At 58.8% G+C, this 22,502-nt stretch carries 23 protein-coding genes; 9 read left to right on the plus strand and 14 right to left on the minus strand.

Features of this window, described 5'->3' with window-relative positions:
• Positions 1-7: 7 nt before the first annotated feature.
• The gene (locus tag PQQ52_RS01310; RefSeq protein ID WP_408206123.1) at positions 8-1,060 is read right to left on the minus strand and encodes a Rieske 2Fe-2S domain-containing protein; all 1,053 of its coding nucleotides are present in this window, start codon (positions 1,058-1,060) and stop codon (positions 8-10) included.
• Positions 1,061-1,201: 141 nt separating this feature from the next.
• Complete coding sequence (locus tag PQQ52_RS01315) at positions 1,202-2,008, minus strand: helix-turn-helix transcriptional regulator (protein WP_408206125.1); 807 nt, start codon at positions 2,006-2,008, stop codon at positions 1,202-1,204.
• 246 nt (positions 2,009-2,254) lie between these two features.
• Between PQQ52_RS01315 and PQQ52_RS01320 the strand changes: the two genes are divergently transcribed.
• A complete protein-coding gene (locus PQQ52_RS01320) occupies positions 2,255-3,487 on the plus strand; it encodes a porin (protein WP_408206127.1) in 1,233 nt (410 codons plus the stop codon).
• A gap of 23 nt (positions 3,488-3,510) precedes the next feature.
• Here PQQ52_RS01320 and PQQ52_RS01325 read toward each other — a convergent pair whose 3' ends face one another.
• The 6 genes from PQQ52_RS01325 to PQQ52_RS01350 form a co-directional block, all read right to left on the minus strand.
• Positions 3,511-4,290 carry a FadR/GntR family transcriptional regulator gene (locus tag PQQ52_RS01325; RefSeq protein WP_408206129.1) on the minus strand — a complete coding sequence of 260 codons (780 nt, stop codon included), beginning with the start codon at positions 4,288-4,290 and terminating at the stop codon, positions 3,511-3,513.
• 72 nt (positions 4,291-4,362) lie between these two features.
• A complete protein-coding gene (locus PQQ52_RS01330; RefSeq protein WP_408206131.1) occupies positions 4,363-4,806 on the minus strand; it encodes a Zn-ribbon domain-containing OB-fold protein in 444 nt (147 codons plus the stop codon).
• Positions 4,803-5,987, minus strand: coding sequence for a thiolase C-terminal domain-containing protein (locus PQQ52_RS01335; RefSeq protein ID WP_408206133.1), 1,185 nt, complete (start codon positions 5,985-5,987; stop codon positions 4,803-4,805). The genes PQQ52_RS01330 and PQQ52_RS01335 overlap by 4 nt, the downstream gene beginning before the upstream one ends.
• Positions 5,984-7,294 (minus strand): CaiB/BaiF CoA transferase family protein, encoded by a 1,311-nt coding sequence (locus tag PQQ52_RS01340; RefSeq protein WP_408206135.1) that lies wholly within the window; start codon positions 7,292-7,294, stop codon positions 5,984-5,986. Before PQQ52_RS01340 ends, PQQ52_RS01335 begins: the two co-directional genes overlap by 4 nt.
• A 59-nt stretch (positions 7,295-7,353) precedes the next feature.
• Positions 7,354-8,316, minus strand: a complete 963-nt coding sequence (locus tag PQQ52_RS01345; protein WP_408206136.1) for a PDR/VanB family oxidoreductase — start codon at positions 8,314-8,316, stop codon at positions 7,354-7,356.
• A 27-nt stretch (positions 8,317-8,343) separates the two neighbouring features.
• A complete protein-coding gene (locus PQQ52_RS01350) occupies positions 8,344-9,666 on the minus strand; it encodes a Rieske 2Fe-2S domain-containing protein (protein WP_408206138.1) in 1,323 nt (440 codons plus the stop codon).
• A gap of 281 nt (positions 9,667-9,947) precedes the next feature.
• Between PQQ52_RS01350 and PQQ52_RS01355 the strand changes: the two genes are divergently transcribed.
• The 3 genes from PQQ52_RS01355 to PQQ52_RS01365 all read left to right on the plus strand — a co-directional run bounded on the left by PQQ52_RS01355 (position 9,948) and on the right by PQQ52_RS01365 (position 13,351).
• The gene (locus PQQ52_RS01355; protein WP_408206140.1) at positions 9,948-11,303 is read left to right on the plus strand and encodes an MFS transporter; all 1,356 of its coding nucleotides are present in this window, start codon (positions 9,948-9,950) and stop codon (positions 11,301-11,303) included.
• A complete protein-coding gene (locus PQQ52_RS01360; protein WP_408206142.1) occupies positions 11,300-12,382 on the plus strand; it encodes a CaiB/BaiF CoA transferase family protein in 1,083 nt (360 codons plus the stop codon). The genes PQQ52_RS01355 and PQQ52_RS01360 overlap by 4 nt, the downstream gene beginning before the upstream one ends.
• A gap of 594 nt (positions 12,383-12,976) precedes the next feature.
• On the plus strand, positions 12,977-13,351 hold the full coding sequence (locus PQQ52_RS01365; protein ID WP_408206144.1) for a hypothetical protein: 375 nt from the start codon (positions 12,977-12,979) through the stop codon (positions 13,349-13,351).
• A gap of 125 nt (positions 13,352-13,476) precedes the next feature.
• On the opposite strand, the gene arsN2 is transcribed toward PQQ52_RS01365, so the two are convergent.
• Genes arsN2 through PQQ52_RS01380 form a run of 3 tightly spaced genes read right to left on the minus strand, consistent with a single transcriptional unit; the run spans position 13,477 to position 15,927 of the window.
• The gene (gene arsN2, locus PQQ52_RS01370; RefSeq protein ID WP_408206146.1) at positions 13,477-13,926 is read right to left on the minus strand and encodes an arsenic resistance N-acetyltransferase ArsN2; all 450 of its coding nucleotides are present in this window, start codon (positions 13,924-13,926) and stop codon (positions 13,477-13,479) included.
• A gap of 34 nt (positions 13,927-13,960) precedes the next feature.
• Positions 13,961-15,211 (minus strand): MFS transporter, encoded by a 1,251-nt coding sequence (locus PQQ52_RS01375; RefSeq protein WP_408206766.1) that lies wholly within the window; start codon positions 15,209-15,211, stop codon positions 13,961-13,963.
• Between the two features lie 14 nt (positions 15,212-15,225).
• Entirely contained in the window at positions 15,226-15,927 is a 702-nt protein-coding gene (locus PQQ52_RS01380) for a hypothetical protein (protein WP_408206148.1), read from the minus strand.
• Between the two features lie 246 nt (positions 15,928-16,173).
• Between PQQ52_RS01380 and arsH the strand changes: the two genes are divergently transcribed.
• The 3 genes from arsH to PQQ52_RS01395 are packed head-to-tail and all read left to right on the plus strand — an operon-like array spanning position 16,174 to position 17,682.
• Positions 16,174-16,860, plus strand: coding sequence for an arsenical resistance protein ArsH (gene arsH / locus PQQ52_RS01385; protein WP_408206768.1), 687 nt, complete (start codon positions 16,174-16,176; stop codon positions 16,858-16,860).
• A gap of 9 nt (positions 16,861-16,869) precedes the next feature.
• Entirely contained in the window at positions 16,870-17,208 is a 339-nt protein-coding gene (locus PQQ52_RS01390; protein WP_408206150.1) for an ArsR/SmtB family transcription factor, read from the plus strand.
• Positions 17,209-17,682, plus strand: a complete 474-nt coding sequence (locus PQQ52_RS01395; protein WP_408206152.1) for an ArsI/CadI family heavy metal resistance metalloenzyme — start codon at positions 17,209-17,211, stop codon at positions 17,680-17,682.
• Positions 17,683-17,794: 112 nt separating this feature from the next.
• Here PQQ52_RS01395 and PQQ52_RS01400 read toward each other — a convergent pair whose 3' ends face one another.
• Complete coding sequence (locus PQQ52_RS01400) at positions 17,795-18,136, minus strand: ArsR/SmtB family transcription factor (RefSeq protein ID WP_408206154.1); 342 nt, start codon at positions 18,134-18,136, stop codon at positions 17,795-17,797.
• A gap of 198 nt (positions 18,137-18,334) precedes the next feature.
• Between PQQ52_RS01400 and PQQ52_RS01405 the strand changes: the two genes are divergently transcribed.
• Together PQQ52_RS01405 and arsB are read left to right on the plus strand one after the other, a co-directional pair.
• Positions 18,335-18,850 (plus strand): arsenate reductase ArsC, encoded by a 516-nt coding sequence (locus tag PQQ52_RS01405; RefSeq protein ID WP_408206156.1) that lies wholly within the window; start codon positions 18,335-18,337, stop codon positions 18,848-18,850.
• 2 nt (positions 18,851-18,852) lie between these two features.
• Positions 18,853-19,926: an ACR3 family arsenite efflux transporter gene (arsB, locus tag PQQ52_RS01410; protein WP_408206158.1), complete on the plus strand. Its 1,074-nt coding sequence runs from the start codon at positions 18,853-18,855 to the stop codon at positions 19,924-19,926.
• An 84-nt stretch (positions 19,927-20,010) separates the two neighbouring features.
• On the opposite strand, the gene PQQ52_RS01415 is transcribed toward arsB, so the two are convergent.
• Together PQQ52_RS01415 and PQQ52_RS01420 are read right to left on the minus strand one after the other, a co-directional pair.
• On the minus strand, positions 20,011-20,319 hold the full coding sequence (locus PQQ52_RS01415; protein WP_408206160.1) for an acylphosphatase: 309 nt from the start codon (positions 20,317-20,319) through the stop codon (positions 20,011-20,013).
• Positions 20,320-20,596: 277 nt separating this feature from the next.
• Positions 20,597-22,357: a hybrid sensor histidine kinase/response regulator gene (locus PQQ52_RS01420; RefSeq protein ID WP_408206162.1), complete on the minus strand. Its 1,761-nt coding sequence runs from the start codon at positions 22,355-22,357 to the stop codon at positions 20,597-20,599.
• Positions 22,358-22,502: the final 145 nt, after the last annotated feature.

Below are 22,502 nucleotides of genomic sequence, written 5' to 3' on the forward strand. Positions count from 1 at the left end.
GCTTTTCTCAGTGTGCGACGTGGGCAGCCCTAGCCGACGGCCGCTCGTTCGCAATCAATGCGTCGAGCATTCGTCGAATCCTCAGGAGCGTGCCGTCTGCTGCGATGGCAATCATGGGTGCATCCGGCGCACCGACGATTACCTTCTGCTGGGCTTCAATGATTTGACGGTCTTCGTCAAAGGCGTTTTCGACCTGAGCCGTGAGTTTCCCGGTCAAATCGGCAACGCTTGTCTGGAAGTTGTTGTGGGCTGTTGCCCAGAAATAGTGGGCGGTGTTCTCCGTCTCGGGCGTAACCGCGATGAAGGTGTGCAGCTTGATGGTGGTGGGCGCACTGCTGTCGTAGCCCTCGCCAACGGGAGCAATTACGGAATCCTGGACGAACAGATTCCCTCGAATGCGCCAAACGTAATAATTGAACCGGTCGACGGTCTCCGGCAGGTCGCCGAGCTCGCGCGCAAATGATGGCGCACCGCAGTTCAACGTGGTGAATCGAACCTGCACTGCCTCGTCGGAGAACTCCGTCTCGGGCCGAATGCTGCCTTGCTTGCGGGTTCCTATGGACTTTCCGTGGACAAAGCCAAGATGGGAGAAATCGAGCAGGTTATCCGTGATGAGTTGAGCACTCGAGGCGTAGTGCATGTAGCGCCCTTCCTCGACGGACCATCCCTGCTTGCCCGCCCAGTGCAGCCGCTGAATCTCAGCAGCCCTGGCTGCTGAAGGCTCGCCCATCCAGACCCACGCGAGGTTGTCGCGTATCTCGACCGGATAAGCGCGAACGCGCATCTTGTCCGATACCCGCTCCTGCCCGGGAATTTCGATGCACCGCCCGTGGCAGTCGAAAAGCAGACCGTGGTACATGCATCGAACGGCGTCACCTTCCTGCTCGCCTTTCGACAATGGCGCCGCCCGATGACAGCATCGGTCTTCCAGGGCGGTGAGTGTCCCGTCGGCGCGACGATAGAACACTAGGTCCTCTCCCAACAGCTTACGAGCAGTCAAAACGCCAGGTTTGAATTCGTCATTCCAACCTGCGACATACCAGGTATTTCGTAGATACACAGCGCGTCTCCTGTTTCTGATGGGTGTGCAATCAGCGGCATGGGGCTGCCGCGAAACAAAGCACACGGGTTTTCAGGTCAAGACACTGTATCTGCCGAAATATTGGGCGTCTGCCACCCCTGCGGGGGACAAACACCCAACTTATGGCTCGGTAATTACCCTCCCTCTCTGGGGCCAGGCATGCCAGAGCCGAAGGTAGGCAACCATCAGCTCTCTTTGCGAGGTGATTTGCAACCGCTGGTAGGCGCGCTTTACGTAGCTGCGTGCCGTCTCAGCTCCAATTTCCAACTTCAGTGCCGATTCTCCAATCGTGTGCCCCATCAACAGGTGAGCGCACATCTCGCGTTCACGCTGTGGCATCGCCACGCATTCGCGCAGGCATCGCTGAATCAGGTCGATGGAGCCAAGGCAGTCCGCCACGGAAAACGTCGCAGCGCTTGTGGCGTAATGGCGGTCGATAAGCGCGAAAACAATGGGACACGCCGCTAGCAAGCTCTCAATCTGCTGTTGCTGAAACGGGGAGCTGACGTTCCACCGCAGTGCGCTGAGCGCGTAGGTGCCCGCGCTACCCTGTTGGCATAAAAGCATGCGGTCGACGAGCTGTGGATAGACCTCCGCAAGCAACTGCCCCTGCGGGAGGTCGGCCTTCTTCATTCTCGAATGCGCAAAGTTGCCCCGACGCAATTGCATAGTCGCCTGACGGAGCGCAGGGTCAGCCGTCCAAAGCGAGTGGCGGGTGTAGAGCGTGATTCGAGCAGCTGAACCAAACCGCGTGGGGTCACTTGACGTTATGGCTGTAACTGCATCATCCCGGACCCGATAACAGGCGAAGAAGTCGAGCCTGCAAACGCTCATCAAGTACCGCTCAAGGTGTGTTCCAAACGAATCGGTGCCAATCGCCGCGATAGCGTTGGCAGTCCATGCCTCCGATTGAATTTTTGCTGCCATCTCCATTGCACTCCTCCGTGGCGGTCGCCGGCCAGAAAGAAACGACTGAACAGCAGCGCCACCTTACAGCTAGATGTTACTTCTGAAAGGGTTGCGTCGTCGTCGCTGGCGCGCCAGGGTTCTCCTCAGTTTGACAACCAGTCTCCTCGCTTTTACGATTGGCCCACCAATTGTGGTGGGCCAATTTGGTTGGGCCAGTTTACATCCAATTAAAAATCGAGGTTCGTAAATCAAATGGAGGAGACGTTGAGGAAGCTCATGATTGCGGCGAGCGCGCTCGCCGGCATTGCTGCATTGCCTGCGCACGCGCAAACATCTGTTGTTCTATACGGATTGATTGACCAAGGGTTTGCATATACCAGCAACGTGCAGACTGGTCGGACAGGGGGTGCGCTCAAGGGGAAGCAGCAATACGCGCTCTCCGATGGCGCGGCAGGCATAGGTGGCAGCCGCTGGGGCTTGAAAGGGACTGAGGACTTAGGCGGCGGCTATCAAGCCATCTTCACGCTGGAAAATGGTTTTAACATCAATACTGGCGGACTCGCGCAAGGCGGGCTGATGTTCGGCCGACAAGCGTTTGTCGGCCTCGCGGCTCCGGTAGGTCGGCTCACCTTCGGTCGACAGTACAGCATCGTCGCCGACATGCTGGCGCCGTTTTCAGAGGCGGGAGAAATACCCACTCACATGGGCGCAAACCCAGGTGACTTCGACGACTTAGGTCACTCGTTTCGGCTCAACAATACAATCAAGTTCCGGTCGACCGATTTCCACGGCGTAACACTCGGTGGGATGTATTCGGTTGGAGGGTTAGCAGGAGCCCCAGGCCGAAATCAAATCTGGTCTCTAGCAGCAACATACGCGATGGGGCCGTTCTCAGCCGGCGTAGGTTACACAAATGCTCGAGACCCGAACCTGTCCTATTTCGGGACCAACGGAAACGCTGGTGGCAGTAATACGGACAACATGGGGACAATCGGGACGACGGCCACATCAGTACAGACGAATCCAATTTACTCAGGCTTCGCCTCTGCCAATACGCTGCAGCTTCTCATTGCAGGTACGAAATATCGGCTTGGCAGTTTAACGGTCGGTGGAACGTACACCCACGCGAGCTATGACGGTCTGGGAGATACGACGGCCGGACCGAACCCTGCAAGATATTCGGGCACGGCAATAATCAACAATGGCGAAGTCAACGTCAGCTACATCTTTACGCCTGCCTTTAGCGTTAACGCGTCCTACGGCTACACGCGTAAGGCCAGCGTTGGCTCTTTCGGCGAGGCGACATACAACCAGGGCACGCTGGCAGCATCATATTTGCTCTCGAAGCGGACCCAGCTCTATGCGTTCGCCATCTACCAGAAAGCGTCGGGAACCGACTCGTTGGGGCAGCCTGCGGTCGCCTCAATCACACAGTTGACCGCGTCGTCAAACAACAAGCAACTGCTCATCCGGGTGGGAATCGTTCATACCTTCTAAACGATGCAAAACGCTGCGGCAGGTCAGTCGGTTTGGCCTGCCGCACGCTTTGCTCGGGACTTGGTCGGCTTGGCAGAAGGCGCATCTTCGCCGCCGAGAATCTCGTTCCAGGCGTCGACCGCGCTGCCGAAGTGCCCTTCCATCAGGATAGTTGCCTTTTTGGTATCGCGCTTCTTTACGGCTTCGTAGAGCTTCGCATGATGCTCCGCCGAAACTTCGCCTCTTGCCGAATCGGAGAAGAGTGCAAAGCGGCGGCTTTCGGAAATCCGATAGAACGAATTCAGCAGCCGCACGAGGACTTCATTGTGTGCGCAGCGGGCCAACGCCATGTGGAACGCAGTATCCTGCACGGAGATGTTTCCCTTGTTGGCCAGCACGGCCTTCGTCGCGTCAATGATGGATACCAGGCCATCGAGGTCAGCTTCGGTTCGGCGCTCACAAGCGAGCTGCACAGCGCGAAGCTCCAATGCCCATCGAACTTCGAGCGTCTCCTTGACTTCTTTCATCGAGGGCTCGGCGCCCATCTCGGTCAGGAGCACAATCGTTTCGAAGCTGCTGTCGGTAGACATCCGACGCAGATAGATGCCAGAGTTCGGCCGCGATTCAATCACTCGAAGCGCACTCAACGTGGACAACGCCTCGCGCAGCGCATTTCGGCCCACGCCGAATCGCTCCGCTAGAGCCCGCTCAGATGGCAGACGCTCTCCGCTCTCAAAACCGCGCTCCTTGAAGAAGGCAAGCATCTTGCCGACGAGCTCGGCGCGCGGGGTGGCTTCACGCGTTGCGGCGGACGTAAGTTCCATATTGCTTACCGATGAAGGTGCCATGAATGTTTGGAAATTATACAGGCCGCCGCATCGTAGCTAGGCGGCTTATCAGGTTGTAAGCCTCCAGTTTAAAAGGGTGTATGGGGGCGCAGAGTCGTGATGGTGTTCGAATACACCCACAACTGGCGCACCTATCGAGACGGTCTGCGTCGGGTCACCTAGGAGATTCCCTAGCATCCGGACGTTGCCAGCCTGAGGAAACTCGACAAGCACCACCACATACGGCAGATTGTTCGCGAGAGAGGGATGTGACGGATGCCATACACGCTCCCAACTGAAGATGTTTCCTTGGGGAGCAATCTCCTCCCAAATGGGGTCGAACTTCCTGCAAGCGTGGCAAATCCACTCCGGTCCGAACTGCCACGTCTGACAATGTGTGCACCGCTGGACCCGGAGCTTTTCTTCGCGCAAGCCTTCCCAGTAAGGTGCCGAGACGCCGTCTGCTTCAGGAACTGGTGCCGGCAGGCCGGCCGGAAGATAAGAGTCGCTCATAGCGTAGCCTCGGAACCGAAAATCAGGCTGCTGGCGGGCGATACCATTGGGCCGCCAGTCACTAATGCGACATCACTATTCCGCGCCTGGCTGGTCGACTCTCCACGCACCTGCCTTGCTGCTTCGAGGACGAGTTCGAATCCCTGCAAGTAGACCTCGCCCAGGTTACCGCCGCTTGTATTCAATGGAAGCTTGCCAGCTGGAGCGCTAAGATTTTCGAGCGTCATAAAGTCGTTGATTTCGTCCGGCTTGAAAAATCCGTGCTCGCATAGTGACATCACGACGCCACCCGTGAAATTCTCATACGCCTGCACCGACCCGACTTCGGCTGGCCCAACCCGCGCCATCTCGTAGAGGTCGTCCGCGATTGAACTGTAGTTGGCGGATGCGTAGACGGGTGCGTTATGAGGAGCGGCGCCGGCGCGCCACTCTGCTCCACTGGCTGCACCGAGGAGATACACCGGCGGGCAGGCAAAATCTTGGGCCTTTTCTGCGGCGACCAGAATCAATGCTGCCGCTCCGTCGTTCTCCATGCAACAGTCGAAGAGACGGAAGGGCTCGACAATCCAGCGGGAGTCGTCGTACGCCTCGGCCGTTAACGGTTTGGCGTACATCACCGCACGAGGATTGGCTTGAGCGTGTAGGTTCGACGCCAGCGCCACGGCACGTAGCGCCTCGCGTTCGACCCTGTGCTCATGCAAGAAACGTTGGACACGAAGCGCAAACTTCTGAGGCGGAGCCATGACACCGTAGGGCATTTGATAAGCCATGTCACCGGAGACGGTCGTACGTGGCGCCGCCTGGCCAAAGCGACCAAACTGCCCCTGCGCGAGCCCGCGGTACACAACCACACATTGCGCCATTCCCGCGTTAATGGCGGCCGCACCGTTGGCAACGGCGGCGGCACAGCCCCCGCCGCCGCCGCCCCACTGCATGGTGGTTGAGCGCATGCGCTTTACGCCAAGCGCCGTGGCCAGGCGAACCGCATCGTTCCGGTCCTCCCCAAACGATGCGAAACCATCGATGTCCGATGGGTCGACGCCTGCGTCACGACAGGCAGCCAGAACTGCCTGCAGGACGAGCTTGAACTCAGGATGAGGCGACCGGCCAAACTTGAAGTATTCGCTTTCGCCGACCCCGACGACTGCGACCCTGCCACGAAGCGTTCGCTCATGGCTCATGTCTCAACCTCGGTACGTTTTGTCGGCGCAGTTATGTCCTTGCCAGCAAAGCTGTAGACCGCGCCCCGTTCAAGCAGCCCTGATGCCGCCTCGACGTCATATCCCAGCACCTCGGTCAATACATTGAAGCTATGCTCGCCGATTCGCGGGGCAGGCCTCGGGTCTTCGACAGGCGTTCCGCTGAAGCGGAACGGCAGCGCTACATTCGGCAACCAGCCAAGGTCAGGATGCTCCACTCGTGTCACCAGCTTGCGCTCCTGTGCCTCCGCCGACCGAATGGCTTCTCCGACCGACCGCACTTCCCCGCATGGAATCGAGGCGGCACGCATGCGCTGCTGCCAATGCGACCACGGGAACTTCGCAAAGGCCTCATCTAGCACCTTGAAAAGTTCAGCGCGCCGCGCGATTCGCCCGTTGCGGTCGGCAAGCACCGGGTCATTGGCAAGCTCCGGCATTTCCAGCACCTGATTTGCCAGGCGATGGAAAATCTTGTTGTTGCCGCAGTTGATGTAGAACGCCTTGTCGGACGCTTTGAATACGCCAGACGGACAGGTGTCGGGACTCGTGTTGCCGTGACGTTGCGGCTCTGCGCCAGTGAACACGTGCTGCAACGTTGCGTAGCCCGTCATCAGCACTGCGTTGTCGAACAACGAAACCTCTATTGCCTGTCCCTTTCCAGTGCGTTCGCGAGCGACGAGCGCTGCGAGCATCGCATTGCTCGCCATCATGGCCGTACTGATGTCCATGACAGGTGAGAGCGCCCGAACGCCAAGGCGGTCGGGATACCCGTTCATTGAGACGAACCCGCTTTCTGCCTGTGCGATGGGGTCGAAGCCGAGCCGGTCTGCGAAGGCACCCTCGCGGCCATAGGCCGAGACCGAGCAATAGATGACCTCGGGGTTAGTCTCGCGAATCGTCTTGTAATCCAAGCCCAGTCGTTCCATGACGCCGGTCGAGAAGTTCTCAGCGACCACGTCCGCCAAGGCAATCAACTCTTGAGCAATCCGACGTCCTTCTTCCGACTTCAAATCGAGCGCGATACTTCGCTTGTTTCGATTCGACCAGAGATACGGCGCGCCGATGCTTTCATCCTGAGGATGAGCCGGCGGGTAGTATCGAAACTCGTCACCACGAATGGGCGCTTCGATTTTGATAACGTCAGCGCCCATGTCCGCAAGCATCATTGTGGCGAACGGACCGGCGATGAAGTGTGTGAAGTCCACCACCCGAATTCCAGCCAACGCTCTGGGAGCATCTTTGGGCCGAGGTTCATGTTTGGGGAACTCTTCGGCAAACGTCGAGGACATGAAGTCTCCAATATTCCAGTTCGCGCTGCTTATAGCGCGCGGCTTCTCAGCCGTTTAATTTACAGGTCCAACACCAACGTCTTCGAGGACGCGCCAGAGCAGCACACCATGACCACCGTGTTGCTGGCCTTCTCTTCGTCGTTCAGGAAGTCGTCCCGATGGTCAGGAACACCATCAATGACACCGGTTCGACACGTTCCGCACACCCCGGCGCAGCAGGCGTATTGGACGTCCACTCCTCGGTCGAGCAATGCATCGAGGATGGTTTTTCCTGCTTGAACCGGGATACGCTGGCCGCTTTTCTTCAGCACAACGTCGAAGCCACCTTCAGTAGCGGACTCACTTGCGGCCGCGAACCGCTCGAAGTGAACCTGCTCTTGTGGTAGCGACGTACACGAGGCGATGAAGTCATCAACCATTCCGCGCGGGCCGCAGCAATAAAAATGGGTGCCACCGGGGGCTTCAGAGACGAGCCGTCGAATGTCTATGCGGGCGCCTTCGCTTTCAAGATGTAGCTTGACCCTGTTGTCTGCTTCGGGAACCAGCGCGAGCTCTTCTGCATATGCCGCCCGAGCGCGATGGCGAGCAGCGAAATGCAGCTGCCACCTCGCGCCCAGGCGCTCAAGCCGGCGAATCATCGACACCACCGGCGTGATGCCAATGCCGCCGCAAATCAACACGGAGTTCTCAGCTTGTTCGTTCAGAGGGAAGTTGTTGAGCGGCGCAGAGATGGTGAACCGGTCTCCTACTCGCGGCGTCATGTGCATCCACGCCGAGCCACCGCGTCCCGAAACCTCACGCTGTACCGCAATCACATAGCGATGTCGTTCATGTGGGTCATTGAGGAGTGAGTAGCTCCGCACCCGGTTTTCGGGAAGATAAAGGTCGATATGTGCGCCTGCTTCGAATGCCGGAAGCAAAGGAGCATCAATCGGGCGGAACTCATAGGATGCGACGTCATCCGCTTCAAGCCGAATTTGGGTAAGGCGGACGTCGATTCGGTCGGCGTTAGGCTGGGACATAGTGACCTGGCAATGAGCGTTCGACGATTAGGGCGTGTATCCGAAGTCGGTACCGAGCCGAGCCTTCATGAACTCCGCTCCATCTGCGGTCCAGGATGAACCAGCTGGCATCGTGAGGGAGACCGCGCGGACCATCCACAAGTCTGGGTTGTCCAATGGGACCGGAGATGTCCGCTCAGATGCGAGCTTGCGGATGTTCTCGAGCAGCATGCGGCGCGTCATTGCAATGCCGGTGTCGCTTATGCCGAGGTTTTCCTTGCGGCGGTCATAGATGGGCGATACGCCCGATTGGCAGGCGGCGTCCTGTACCCACAGGCCGGGCAACCCCGAGAACCAGGTCTTGGTCTGAGCGTCGTAATTAAACAAAAATCCCGACGCGAGATTGAACTTGGTCCAATACTTCGCGTACGGCTGGGATACCGGACGGGGCTCGAACGCGTCCTTGCTGGCGTGGCCGGTCTCACGACCACCGTAGCCTTCCTTGAACACCTTGCGGGACTTCTCGTACAGCGGCGTGGCCGGTGTGTAAGAGAACATCAAGCAGAGCGTGTTCTCGTCGTCGATGGGTACCCAGGCGTGGCCGCTGAGCTCGGGATACTTCGACTGCGGAGGCACCAGCGTGTAGAACGGGAATAGGAACTGGTTCACACGCCAGTAGTGGTTCTTCTCGTCGAGCGCACGACGAGACGCGATGCTGATGCCGAAATCGCGCCGTTGGCATTCGAACACCGGGCGCAAGTCTTTCTTGGCGGTCCAGTCGTTGATAGAACCTTGCGCGTCGATACGGCCATGAAGAATCGGGGCATGGGCTGAATCGATTTCGCCCTCGACAGCCTGCAGCCAGTTGCATTCCTGGACACGGAAGCTGAAGTGCACGTTCTCCATGGGAACCATGTTCCATTCGAGGTCCGGCAGTGGAGGCAGTGCATCACGCGGCGCTTCGCCCATGTATGCCCACACGATGCCGTTGCGCTCCTGACACGGATAGTTCTTGATGCGGACCTTCTCCTTCAGGCGGCTCTCTTCGGGCTCGGCCGGCGTATCCAGCACGCGACCGTCGACGCCGAACTGCCAGCCGTGATACACGCAGCGCAGACCGCACTTCTCATTGCGACCGAAGACTAGCGGCGCGCCGCGGTGAGGACAGACATGGTCAATGAGACCCACTCGCCCCTCGCTATCGCGAAACGCGAGCAAGTCTTCACCCAGCAGCCGCACACGTTGCGACTCGCCGTCGGCGACCAGGTCCGACGACGGCAAAAACGGCAGCCAGAAGAGGCGCATGAACTGACCGGTGGGGGTACCTGCGCCGACGCGAACCAGCGCTTCGTTGTCTTCGTGAGAAAGCATTGTGGGACTCCACATTTTCAAATTGGTGGGACCAATTTAAGTGAAGACGCAGGGTTGGTCAACTGCTCAAGGAGGGGAAAACTTGGCTTCTGAACGAATCAATGCATCGATGCCCATAGGCATAATTTGCCACAAATTATTGATTTATATACGTTTACTTCTCGCACGACACGGCTTCAATCCTCCTCGATAGGGATTTCCCGGACTTGGTAGGATTTCTGCGAAATCTTATATTTGCACCCACCAGATTGGCCCATCCACATATAAAACTTGGAGAACACGTGTCCCTGCCACAGAGAACGACCATCGAAGCGGCTCTCGACGACGGCCGCCCCGCAGCCGCGATTGGGATTGACGGCGCGCGCACGGTTTCCCGCATCGGCCAGCGGCTGATGTGGTACTTGATTGCCCTTTATGTCGTGTCGGTGCTCGACCGCGGCAATCTGAGCTTTGCCTCGTTTTCGATGAACAAGGAGCTCGGGCTTACTCCGCAGATGTACAGCATCGGGCTGGGCATCTTGTTTCTGGGCTACTCGTTGTTTGAGGTGCCGAGCAACCTTGCGCTGGCGCGATTCGGGGCGCGAATTACGTTGACACGTATTGCCATGCTGTTCGGATTGGTGACCATGTGTATGGCGTTCGTGACTGGCCCAATCAGCTTCTATACCGTGCGCGCGCTGCTTGGTATTGCCGAAGCGGGGCTGACCCCGGGTGTGTTCTTGTACTTGAGCTACTGGATTCCCGACGACTACCGCGCGCGATACAACGCAATCTTTACGTACTCGGTTCCGGCAGCGTACGTTCTCGCGTCGTTGGTGTCCGGCGCCATCCTGCAGCTTAATGGAACATTCGGGCTTCCCGGCTGGAAGTGGCTGTTTCTGCTGGAGGGTTTGCCAGCTGTAATGCTCGGGGTGTTCGGGATTTTCTACCTCACCGACCGACCGAATCAGGCGAAGTGGCTCTCGAGAGACGAGAAAGCCTGGTTGGCCAACGAACTCGAAATCTCGAATTTGAAGAAATCGCCGACTGCGGAACTGAATACCTTTGCAGCCCTCCGGCAGCCTGTGCTCTGGGTGCTCATTCTGGGATACGTTGGCATCTTCTGCGGCAACGCGACGGTTGGTGCTTGGTTGCCCCAAATCCTTCATCTTTACGGCGTGCCGTTAACCCACATTGGCCTGGTAGCAGCGATTCCGCCGCTTGCCGGCATGGTTGGAATGACAATGCTGTCCCGTCGCTCCGACCGCCTAAAGGAACGAATCGGGCATACAGTCGCGTGCACGCTCATCGCCGCCATTGGATACGCGACGGTTGCCATCTCCAGCAACCTTTCGACGGCGCTCATCGGCTTCATGCTCGCCAACATCGGGGTCTACGCATCGCTTGCTATCTTCTGGTCGATTCCGCAGACCTATCTCCCCCAACGGATTCGACCCGCTGTGATTGCAGTCATCAGCTCATTCGGGGCAATCGTAGGCGGCTGGCTCGCTCCGTTGCTAATCGGCCGCATACAGCAGCAAACCCATAGCCTATCCACTGGAATGGTCGTTGTCGCAGCGCTGTTCCTGCTCTCTTCCATCTGCGTGCTTTTCGCCGGCCGGAGACTCGCCACACAAGCTAAGAAGGATGCTCAATGAGCTACGTAGGACCTCTGAAGGGACTTAAGGTAGTCGAGTTTGGTGCTGTTGGCCCGGTACCTTTCTGCGCGATGCTTCTCGCGGATATGGGCGCAGATGTGATTCAAATCACTCGCCCTACGGCCACCGTCAGCCAGAGCGATTTCACCCAACGTGGGCGCCGCTTCGTTTCGCTCGACCTCAAGAGTCCGGAGAACAGAGACGAAGCGCTGCGCCTCATTTCGGTCGCCGATGTTGTCGTCGAGGGTAACCGCCCTGGCGTGATGGAGAAGCTAGGCCTCGGTCCGGACACTTGCATGGCACGTAATCCGCGACTCGTCTATGGTCGGATGACAGGATGGGGGCAACATGGCCCGCTTGCAACCAGTGCCGGACACGACATCAACTACATCGCCATCACTGGCGCGCTCGACGCTATAGGCACGCAGGGACGCCCGGTTGCTCCCCTGAACCTCGTGGGCGACTATGGCGGCGGCTCGATGTTCCTCGCCTTCGGCATTCTGGCGGCGGTGTTAGATGCCCGCGCTAACGGACAAGGCCAAGTGATTGACGCCGCCATGGTCGATGGTGCGAGCTACCTGATGTCGCTGTTCTACCGTCTTCGCGCGCAGGGGAAATGGCAGGGACCGCGCGCCACGAATGAACTCGACGGTGGCGCGCCGTGGTACGACACGTATCAAACGGCGGACAACAAGTGGGTCGCAGTAGGCGCAATTGAAGAACCGTTCTGGCAGCTGATGCTCACGAAGTTGGGATTTGCTCCCGAAAGTTTTCCGTCGAGAAAGGACAGGGGCAACTGGCCAACTATCCGAGAGAAGCTGGAGAATGCATTCGTCGGGAAGACGCGCGAAGAATGGAGCGCAATCTTCGATGGAACCGATGCATGCGTGAGCCCCGTCTTGTCCATGGACGAAGCGCACCAGAACGACCACCTGAAGGCAAGAGAAACATTCGTCGATGTCGGCGGCGTCGTACGGCCTGCGCCAGCTCCTCGGTTCAGCAACTCGAAGCCCGCTCATCAAAGGACTGACCCAGCCAAGGTCGAGATTGCGACCTTGATTGCGTATTGGAGCCACTAGGATAATCGTCGCCTTTAAGAGATTCGGGTACAAGGCGAGGCTGTCCTGTCGAAGAACCTTGGAGGCGGCGAGACGCACCTTCGCTTCGAATTTCGCGCATCCCAAGCGTCGCGTTTGGCTACTCGTCAAACGAAGGCGACGCGCCAATTAATGTACTTGCGACTGATATTTGAGGTGCGCACCACAGCGAAGACGATACATCGTGTATTCCAAAAAGACACCGGGATGTCTTTTGCCCAGTGGCGCCAACAGGCGAGGCTCTTTTCGCGCTTCGTCGGATAGCAGACGGAGAGCGAGTCATTGATGTTGCTTTAGACAGCGGGTACGCCAACTAAAGTGCGTTCGCGGTGTTGTTCAAGAAGCATTTTGGCGCGCCCCCTTGGGCCTTCTACAGCTGACCCGTCCGCGGTTCGTAGACACTTCACTCCGCGGCCGCGTCGAGCAACTTGAGTGTCGCGGCCGCCGCGCCCTCAAATCCAAGTCCATGTTGCGGACTCGTGTTTGGCTCCCGAAGATTAATCCGAATGAGCCTATGAGCTGCATTCCGCTCACTGAACCGCCGCCCCGTGGGCAGCAACTTAGTCGACAACGGTCTTGTCGCGATACTACCGTCGTATCGTCGACAGTGGCGGAGCCGCTGAAGGTGCGCGTTTGCATCTCGCATATCAGTTGGCTCTTTATCACCTCATTGAGATTCATGGTACCGAGGTGGTCAGTGCATTGATACTGGATACCCCGAACCAGCAGGACCAGGCGCAGATGAACTACGAGGTCATCCATAAGGCAATTATGAAGTATGTGCGGAACGATACTCAGTTGATTCTTTGCGCGACGCGGTCTCCCGCTCTCAAGGCGTATGAGATGGGCGCGCACGTAATCGAACTGAATAGCAAAAAGCTGCTCACAGAGAGAGCTTTCGGTGACGTGCAGGTGCACTTCGACGAGGCGCGTTCGGTGTGGAACGGATAGCTTAGGCCCCCGGAAAGTGCAAACAATCATACTAACGAAGAAGCGGGATTGGTTGGCGTTTCCGGCGTCGCGCATGGGGGGATAACCACGACACGTGCTTCGCCGTCCTGTCGACGACGTGGGTATTACGCGCGAGTGGATTTCAGCTTCTTTCTCATGCAGACGGCAGTACTTGGACAAAGCTGCGCGAACTGCGTGCTGGTCTGAATCCCCGCTGGCGCGCTCGGGCGGTCGTCGAATGCGTAGCCGGCCCGCCGAAAGAAGTCGGTCGCGGTCGTCGTGAGCAACCATAACTCCGATATGCCCGAAGCGAGCGCCGTCTCTTCTGCATGTGCGAGCAGCTTGCTTCCCAATCCAGCCCTGCGCTCAGGCCCTGCAACCGCCAATGACCGCAGTAGCGCGTCAGCTCCAAACCTCTCCAGGCCAACGCTGCCGACCACTGACCCGTGGGCATCTTCTGCGACGGCAAAATCGCGTAACAGGTTGGGTGTGACATCGGAAGCCGGCAACTCATTCATTGCGAGCAATGCCGCAATGGCGTCGAGGTCTTCGCTTCGCGCGGAACGTACCTTCATAGTCGGAGTTGTCTCTTACGATTTAGAAGCGAAATCAGGCGGCTCTAGTTGCCGTGTGACGGCTGACTCGAACAGCGACGAAGAACGCAATTGCTGACACTATCGAAACAAGGAACACGGTCCACTCGACAGCTAAATAACCGCGAGTGAAGCTCCAAATGCTGGCCGCGGCAATCGGCGCTATTCCCTTGGCGACGTTCGACGGGAACGAAAGCATGCCGCTAACTGCGCCGTAGCCTTCGGTCCACATCAGGTCCTGCACGATGGTGCCGCGGAGGATGGTCATCATGCCATTCGCAGCGCCGTAGCAAAGCGCGAATAACCAAAGCATTGCAGCCGAATGACCGGCACCTATCAGAATAACGGTCGAGAGCGGGAATAGCGTCACGATGATGATGCCCACGGTACTAACATGAACCGTGCGACCGAAGGTGAACCAGACGGCCCGTGCGGCTACCTGAGCGGGTCCGATGAGCGCCATGGTCGTTACCAGCACGGCGTTCGACACGCCGCGCTCGACCATGAGCGGCACCAGATGAAATGTGAGTGCCGCGAACGTCGCGTAGTAGGCAGTGAAGCAGACAGCGAGCGCCCAGAAAATTGGCGAACGAAGCGCGCGGCGGGTAGCCGCATCGTTCGCCAGTTTGACCTCACCACTGGTCGGCCGTACTCCCGCGTCAGCCTTCGACGAACGGATTGCCAGCACGTGGATAGGAAGGCAGACGAGGAGGTTCAGTGCAGCCAGGACAACAAGCGACGTGCGCCACCCGACTGAGCCAACGAGGAACTGGGTCAACGGAATAAAGACCGTACTGGCGAACCCGGCCACCAGCGTAATGAGCGTGATTTTGTTACGGAAGCTTCGTGGATACCGGTGCGTTACAACGGCGAAGACAGGGTCGTAGAAGGTGGCAGCCATCGAAATCCCGAGGCCTATCCATACAACGAAGAGGACCGTCAGCGAATGCGCGCCTGCCCAGAGCAGCAGCATGGCCGCGGCGACGACCGACCCGATAGCCATGATGCGACGCCCCAGTCCATGGTCAATCCAGCGCCCGATGGGATAGGCCGCGAACCCTGAAACCAGTAACCCTACGGAGAGCGCGGCGTTCATCGCCGTCCGACTCCAGCCCATGGTTTGCTCCATGGGAACGACCAGCAGGGAAAAAGAATAATAAACGGAACCCCAAGACACCAGCTGTGCCAGCGCCAAGGCCCACGTAACGAGCCGGTCTTGGATGCCTGCTGGCGCGGTACCACTCGCGTTCTCATCCCGACTTGACATCGTGCTCAATTTCTTCAGCCTCTCATCTGGTTCAGTGTGTTGACGGTGGCACCGCCGGTGCGGAATGCGTCGCAGCAAAAGAACGTAGTGGAAGCGAGTCTGTGGGCGATGATGGTGCCGACCCGCTCATGGAGGGGCCAACTATTGCGTGTCACAGCCATCGGCGGGGTTGTCTGTACGGCGCCGAGAAAGCCGATTCCTTCCCGTTCGCAATACCGCTGGACGCGTAGCGCGACGAACCGCTCTCTCAGGCGTGCAGATGCCCCAGTGACGCCTCCTTTCTCATGACGCGCGGTCAATGCGACAAAAAACTTCGAGCCCTCGTCGGCGAGACGATTGCGGACTCGCAGCAACGGCGTCTTCCAGTCACACGGCGGCCAGACACGGCTCAGGACTTCCGCATCCATGACGAGGACAGCCGCCGACGAGCCGTCTGCAGCCAGGAATCGCGCAAGCTCAAGTTTCTCGTCGACCGCTGCTGTTAATGCAATCGCTGATGTCGCGTATCCAGTCTCCAACTCAAACGCCTGTGCTACATCCGCCGGGAGCGACCCGCACCATGATTTTGTCGTAGCGCGCCCGCCAGCAGATTGTGTCGCTGCGTCAGCAGTTCGCCCGTGTGCCATCAGCATGAGGAATCCCCGCATGGAGCGGCAATGCCACCCTCCCGATACCGGTAGGAGCGAGTCAGTCAAAACCTGGTCGTCGTAGTCCATGGCAGCCTCAGAAGATTTCACATTTCCAGAATACCGGAAATGTCGTAGAATGCAAGTATCGGAGTGAGAACGTGGCCGTATTCGGCAGGGCCGCAAAGCAGTCTTGAATCGACGGAACGCCTCCATAAAATTGGAAATGTCAAATAGCAGGGTAATGAGATGACAGTTCACGCAATCAATGGCGACCGGACCTTCCCAGCCGCCAAGACAGATTTTTTCGACACCGATATTGCAGAGCGCCTCGGCATGGAGGGGCAGCCACCGGTCAGGATTCTGCTGCTCTACGGTTCGCTGCGTCAGCGCTCGTACTCGCGGTTGCTCGTCGAGGAAGCTGCTCGCCTGTTGCAGACGTTCGGTGCGGAAACGCGGATTTTCGACCCGCGCGGTCTGCCACACGCGGACGACATCGACGTGAAGAACCATCCCAAGGTCAAGGAGCTGCTCGAGCTGTCGCTGTGGTCAGAGGGGCACGTGTGGTGCAGCCCAGAGCGCCACGGCACTATCACCGGTCTGATAAAGACGCAGATTGACCATCTGCCGCTGGTGAGCGGCGGCATCCGTCCGACGCAGGGGCGCACGCTTGCCGTCATGCAAGTCAGTGGCGGCTCCCAGTCCTTCAACTCGGTTAATCAACTGCGTCAGCTCGGCAGGTGGATGCGGATGTTCACCATTCCCAACCAGAGTTCTGTCGCAAAGGCGTTCGAGGAGTTCGAAGAGGATGGCCGAATGAAGCCGTCCCCGTACTACGACCGCTTGGTGGACGTCATGGAGGAACTCGTCAAATTCACGCTGCTACTTCGCGGGCGTGCCGACTATCTTGTCGACCGGTACAGCGAACGTGTGAAGGAAGACCGTCCGCTCGACCCAGCGACCGACCTGGCCTCCCGGGCAATCGCTGATTCGCGCAAAGAAGTGCAGACGAGCAACCAATAAAGGCACGTCATGGCAACCCTGGATTCGAAGCTGGCAGTCAAGGCGCTTGCAGCGCTCGCACATGAAACCCGTCTCGCGGTCTTCCGTCTTCTGGTGACAGCTGGACGCTCGGGTATGAGTCCAGGAGCACTTGCCGAAAAGCTGGGGCTCCCGGCGCCCACGCTGTCATTTCACCTGAAGGAGCTCGCCCACGCGGAGCTCATTGAAGGCAAGAGTCAGGGCCGGTTCATCATCTACTGCGCCAGCTATGACCACATGCAGACGCTCATGGATTTCCTGATGGAAAACTGCTGCGCGGCGGAGCAAGCAGAGCAATGCGGCTGCGCGACCAACGAAACGGAGGCGTAAATGAAGCGATTTCACGTGCACGTTGTTGTCCAGACGCTTGACGAAAGCGTGCGTTTCTATAGCACCATGTTCGGCGCGGAACCGTCGGTACTCAAGGACGATTACGCGAAGTGGATGCTGGAGGACCCCCGCATGAACTTCGCCATTTCAGCGCGTGGCGGTGAGACTGGCGTCAATCACCTCGGCTTTCAGGTCGACAGTGACGAAGAGTTGGCTGCTCTTCGCGAACAGGTCGTAGCCGGTAGCGTCGCGGTACAGGACCAACCTGGCGCCCAGTGCTGCTACGCCAGCTCGAACAAGTACTGGACGCAGGACCCGGCTGGCGTCCCGTGGGAGACGTATCACACCCTCGGCGGCATCCCGATGTTCGGAGCGGACAGCCGGGAGTCGGCCGCTCCTGAAGCGGGCGGGGCCTGCTGTGCCCCGGTTACCTCGATTCCGGCTGTGATTGAGAAAAAAGTCGGCTGCTGCTGATTGGCGGCGACAAAAACAAACGGCCGCCCAAGGTTACGAGGCGGCCGTTGCAGTTGGATGATGCGCAGGATGGAAGTGTGTTTCTGCGCGACTTACCGCATTAAGCGTCTGTTCATGCGGTCACGGGCTTGCACTTCACTCTCTTGGCGGGCTTGCATGCAGCCGAGTCCACTCCCTGGCAGCAGTTCTCGGTCAGAAAGCCAACCAGGTCGTTCATGTGCTCGATTTCGGGCCCGTAGTATACGAAGCGCCCTTCCTGGCGAGACGTTACCAGGCCAGCATGCGTCAGCTCCTTGAGATGGAAGGAGAGCGTCGCGCTAGCCAGGTCAAGATGCTCCTGGATGACTCCGACGTTGAGACCCTCCGGCCCGGCTGTGACGAGCAGGCGAAAAATAGCCAGGCGCGTCGGCTGTGCGAGCGCGGCCAAAGCTTTGATGGCGTCTTTTTCCTTCATAAGGCTCTGTCTTCAAGGTTATGTGCCGATTCTAACGCGACGCCGCCGGCGTCGGGCGGAACTGCAGCCCCACGAATGTCACGGCTGCATGTGACGAACGCACATTGCGCCCGCGCTTGCTGCGTCACAACGTTTCCATTATATTGGAGATATAGAGTTAACCATTCCACCGCGACTAGGCGTCGTCAGGAGAAGTCTGTGACAGAACACCGAAAATACAATGTCTTATTCCTCTGTACCCACAACTCCGCACGCTCCATTCTGGCGGAAGCGGCATTGAATGAACTCGCGAGCGACCGCTTCGTGGGGTACAGCGCCGGCAGTCACCCTGGCACTGCTCCGAACCCTTTTGCGCTTGACCTGCTGCGTTCACAGGGGATTTCGACCGAAGGGCTACGCAGCAAGAGCTGGGACGAATTCGCTGAAGACGGCGCACCGCAAATCGATTTCATTTTTACTGTCTGCGACAACGCAGCCGGCGAGGTATGCCCGATTTGGCCCGGTCACCCTGCGAAAGCACACTGGGGCGTACCTGACCCCTCGACGGCCGAGGGCTCTGACGACGCCAAGCGCAAGGCATTTCTGCAGGCCTACGTGCAGATGAAGAAGCGCATCGAGCTCTTCGCGAATCTGCCGCTCGAAAAGCTGGACCGCGTTGCGGTCCAGCAGGAAATGCAGAACATCGGCACGTCGCTGCGTGAGAAGGGAGAGTAAGGATGGCAGGCAGTCAAACAGTCGCGAAGGCCGCTCGGCGGGCGCCGAGCGGCATCGGTTTTTTCGAGCGCTATCTGTCCGTGTGGGTCGCGCTATGCATTGTGGTCGGCATCGTTCTCGGCAAGATGTTGCCCGGCGCTGTCCACACCGTATCTACGCTGGAGTTCGCCCACGTCAACATCCCCGTCGGGATTCTGATTTGGGTCATGATTATTCCGATGCTGTTGCGCATTGACTTCGCATCGCTCGGCAAGGTTCGCACCCAGCTGAAAGGCATTGGCGTGACGCTGGTCATCAACTGGGCGGTCAAGCCGTTCACGATGGCGTTTCTGGCATGGGTCTTCGTGCGGCACGTATTCGCGTCGCTGCTGCCCGCTGACCAGCTCGACAGCTACGTGGCCGGCCTGATTCTTCTGGCTGCAGCGCCTTGCACAGCGATGGTCTTCGTCTGGAGTCAACTGACGAAAGGTGACCCGTACTTCACACTGTCTCAGGTCGCGTTGAACGACCTGATTATGGTGTTCGCGTTTGCCCCGGTCGTGGGTCTGCTGCTAGGCATCTCGAACATTGCGGTGCCTTGGGATACATTGCTGACCTCGGTGGTGCTCTACATCGTCATCCCCGTCATCATTGCGCAGCTTATTCGCAAGACTCTCCTACGTCAGGGCGAGCAGGCCTTCCAGAAAGCGCTCTCGAAGATTGGCCCGTTCTCCATCGCTGCGCTGCTGCTGACACTTGTGCTGCTCTTCGCGTTCCAGGGTGAGCAAATCATTGCTCAGCCTCTCGTCATCCTGCTTCTCGCGGTGCCTATCCTGATTCAGGTGATTATCAACTCGTCGCTCGCCTATGTGGCGAACCGGCAACTGGGCGTATCGCACGACGTTGCTGCACCGTCCTGCCTGATTGGCGCGTCCAACTTCTTTGAACTTGCTGTTGCAACGGCCATCAGCCTGTTCGGTCTGAAGTCCGGTGCTGCACTTGCAACGGTGGTCGGCGTGCTCATCGAAGTGCCGGTCATGCTGGTCGTAGTCAAGGTCGTCAACTCGTCTCGTAACTGGTATCAACGGTCGTCGTGACTGACTCAGCCGCTTTCAGTTGCGAAGACGGCACCGCGTGAATGCGGAAAGACGCCTTCTTTCATCGGAGCGGTTTGCTTGCCTTTACAGCGTGGGCAAACGCTCGAAGTTGTCAAAGCGGGCAAACGGTGGCGGCACCTCGGTTACCTCAAGCGCGTCGACAAGCGCTGCGGACATGCCCTCGCTGAGCCAGGCGCACATCTCCGCCAGTTGCTCTGGCGAGCCCTGCAGCATCGCCTCTACCGAACCATCCATTCGGTTGCGGACCCAGCCGGTGACGCCCAGTTCCCTCGCCCGACGTACGCAGGCCTCCCGATAGCCCACGCCTTGCACCTGGCCACGGACCTGAACCAGTCGGGTCTCAAGCGGTTCGTCCTTATCGTGAGATTCCATGCGCGTACTCCAGTTACAGGTCGATGCACCTGCGGGGACGGTCCATGAAGCGGCCCGGCCGCAATCGCATGCTTGCGCATCTTCTCCCACAGACGCTTCGTGGAAATGCCAATGGCAAGAGGTGGCCTCAGAAACGCGGCGCTGGTGCTGCAAAAGCGCGCCGTGATGGAACACGATTTCGCACGCTGTTTTGTGCCGTTCAGCGGAGCGCACATATCCATTGCGGCTGCCCTGTGAAACCCGTCTTCCCTCGTTTTTTCATCGGGGTTACTCAACCCTACGAAGCTCGTAGAACCTCTGCGAGGTCATCGAGCGACAGCGGCTTGGTCAGATGACCGTCAAATATCCGTTCGTCAGTCTGGAGCCTGCCGGCAGCGTTGGTGTAGCCAGTCAATGCCACCAGTTTCGTCAGGCAGCACTGCGCCCGCAGACGAAGCAGTTGCGCAAGCTCAAGGCCGTCCATGCCAGGCATTGTGATGTCAATCAGGGCAACATCCGGAGTAAATGACTCCACTATCGAGAGCGCGTCGGCCCCGCTCTGCGCGCGCTTCACTTCGTGCCCCTCCAGTTCCAGCAATGTGCCTACTGCCTCCGTCGCGTCTGCGCTGTCGTCTACAAGGAGGATGCGCATCGGCGCCATCGTGCGCCTCGCGAGTATGGTGACCTCGCCCGTGCTCTCGCAGACGATGGGGAGCTGCAGGCTGACTTCCGTCCCTTGGCCTTCGCCAGCGCTCGCAATTGTGACGGTGCCGTTGTGTGCCGTCACCAGATGCTTCACGACGGCCAGTCCAATTCCGAGTCCGCCTTCTACATGTCGGCGCGCCGAAGCCGACTGGGCAAACATGTCGAAGACGTGTGGCAGCAATGAAGATGAAATGCCAGCGCCGTTGTCCCTCACCGTGATGACCGCAGTGCGGGGCGATGAATCGTGTATCGACCCGGTGCTGAGGTCTGGTGCCTCTACCAATAGAGTGATGTCGCCGCCGGGGGGGGTGTATTTCACCGCGTTCGACAGCAGATTCGACACGACCTGCGTGAGACGGGCGGCGTCCGCGTGGACGGTCACCGGATACGGCGGAGCAATGATATGCAGTCGATGCTGACCGTTGTTGGCGTCAGCTTTCATCGCCGTCACCGCGTCTCCCACGATGTCCTGAAGTAACCCGTAGGATGGACGGACGGAAAGTTTGCCGTGCCGTATCCGGGACGCGTCGAGCAGGTCGCTCACGAGACGTTTCAATAGCCGAATCTGCCTGTCGGCGATACCCAAAGCCGACAACACGGCGGAATTGTCAGAAGCGAGCTTCCGCGCTGCAGTCAGGGCGCTGTCAATCGGGGCAATGGGATTGCGCAACTCATGGCTCAGGGTCGCAATGAAATCGTCCTTGCGTGCTTCAGCCAGAGCCAGTGCATTCCTCGCTGCCTCCGCTTCAGCCGCGCGGGCTTCAGCATCAGCCTTTGCCCGCATTATGGTGAGCGCAGCGCAGGTGAAGTTCGCGAGGCTGGTAAGGATTCTGAGGTCCTCGGAGTCAAACAGGCGCTCCCTGTCGTGAGACATCACCCAAACAGTGCCCCATGGCTCCGGTTCGCCAGGAATCGGTACGACCAATTCTTCGATAATCTCGGGGACAACGTGCTGCAGACACGCGAAGTGGTTTTGGGGAAACGAGAACAGTTGCCCCGTAGCTAAATCGAGCGCAATGCCGCTCGGGCTGTCTTCCACCGGAGGCGTAGTACCTACAGCGGCGACGCATTCGCCCGAAACCGCGGCCCAGCGGAAGACCGGGGGGCCGTCAGTGTCGCGTTCCAGCAACGCAATGCCCGCGCTACCCGCCTCACACAAATTAAGTGCCATGTCCGAGAGCGTCTGGAGCATAGCGCCATCCGACGAGGTCAGCGCCCGCGCCAGACGATGCATCGATTCGCTTTCAGCAGCGAAATCGGGCGGTCGATTGGGGCGCGTGCCAAGCGCTGTTGTGGCAAGGGTGCCCGCGCAGCGTGCGCGGTCCGCTGCGGAGGGGGCAGACGGTCCGGCCATATGGTCTCCAAGTTGTAACTTGCACCACCGAAGAGCGGAAAAGATTGCCGCGCTGGATGAATTGTAGTCGCTGCGCCACAAAGACCAATCGCGGTAGCACGGCCGTCCACAGCGGCGGCAGGGCAAGGAACGTTTATTGCGGCCT

It is taken from the genome of Paraburkholderia sediminicola, from assembly GCF_046030555.1.
In the GTDB taxonomy this organism is placed as follows: domain Bacteria; phylum Pseudomonadota; class Gammaproteobacteria; order Burkholderiales; family Burkholderiaceae; genus Paraburkholderia; species Paraburkholderia sediminicola_E.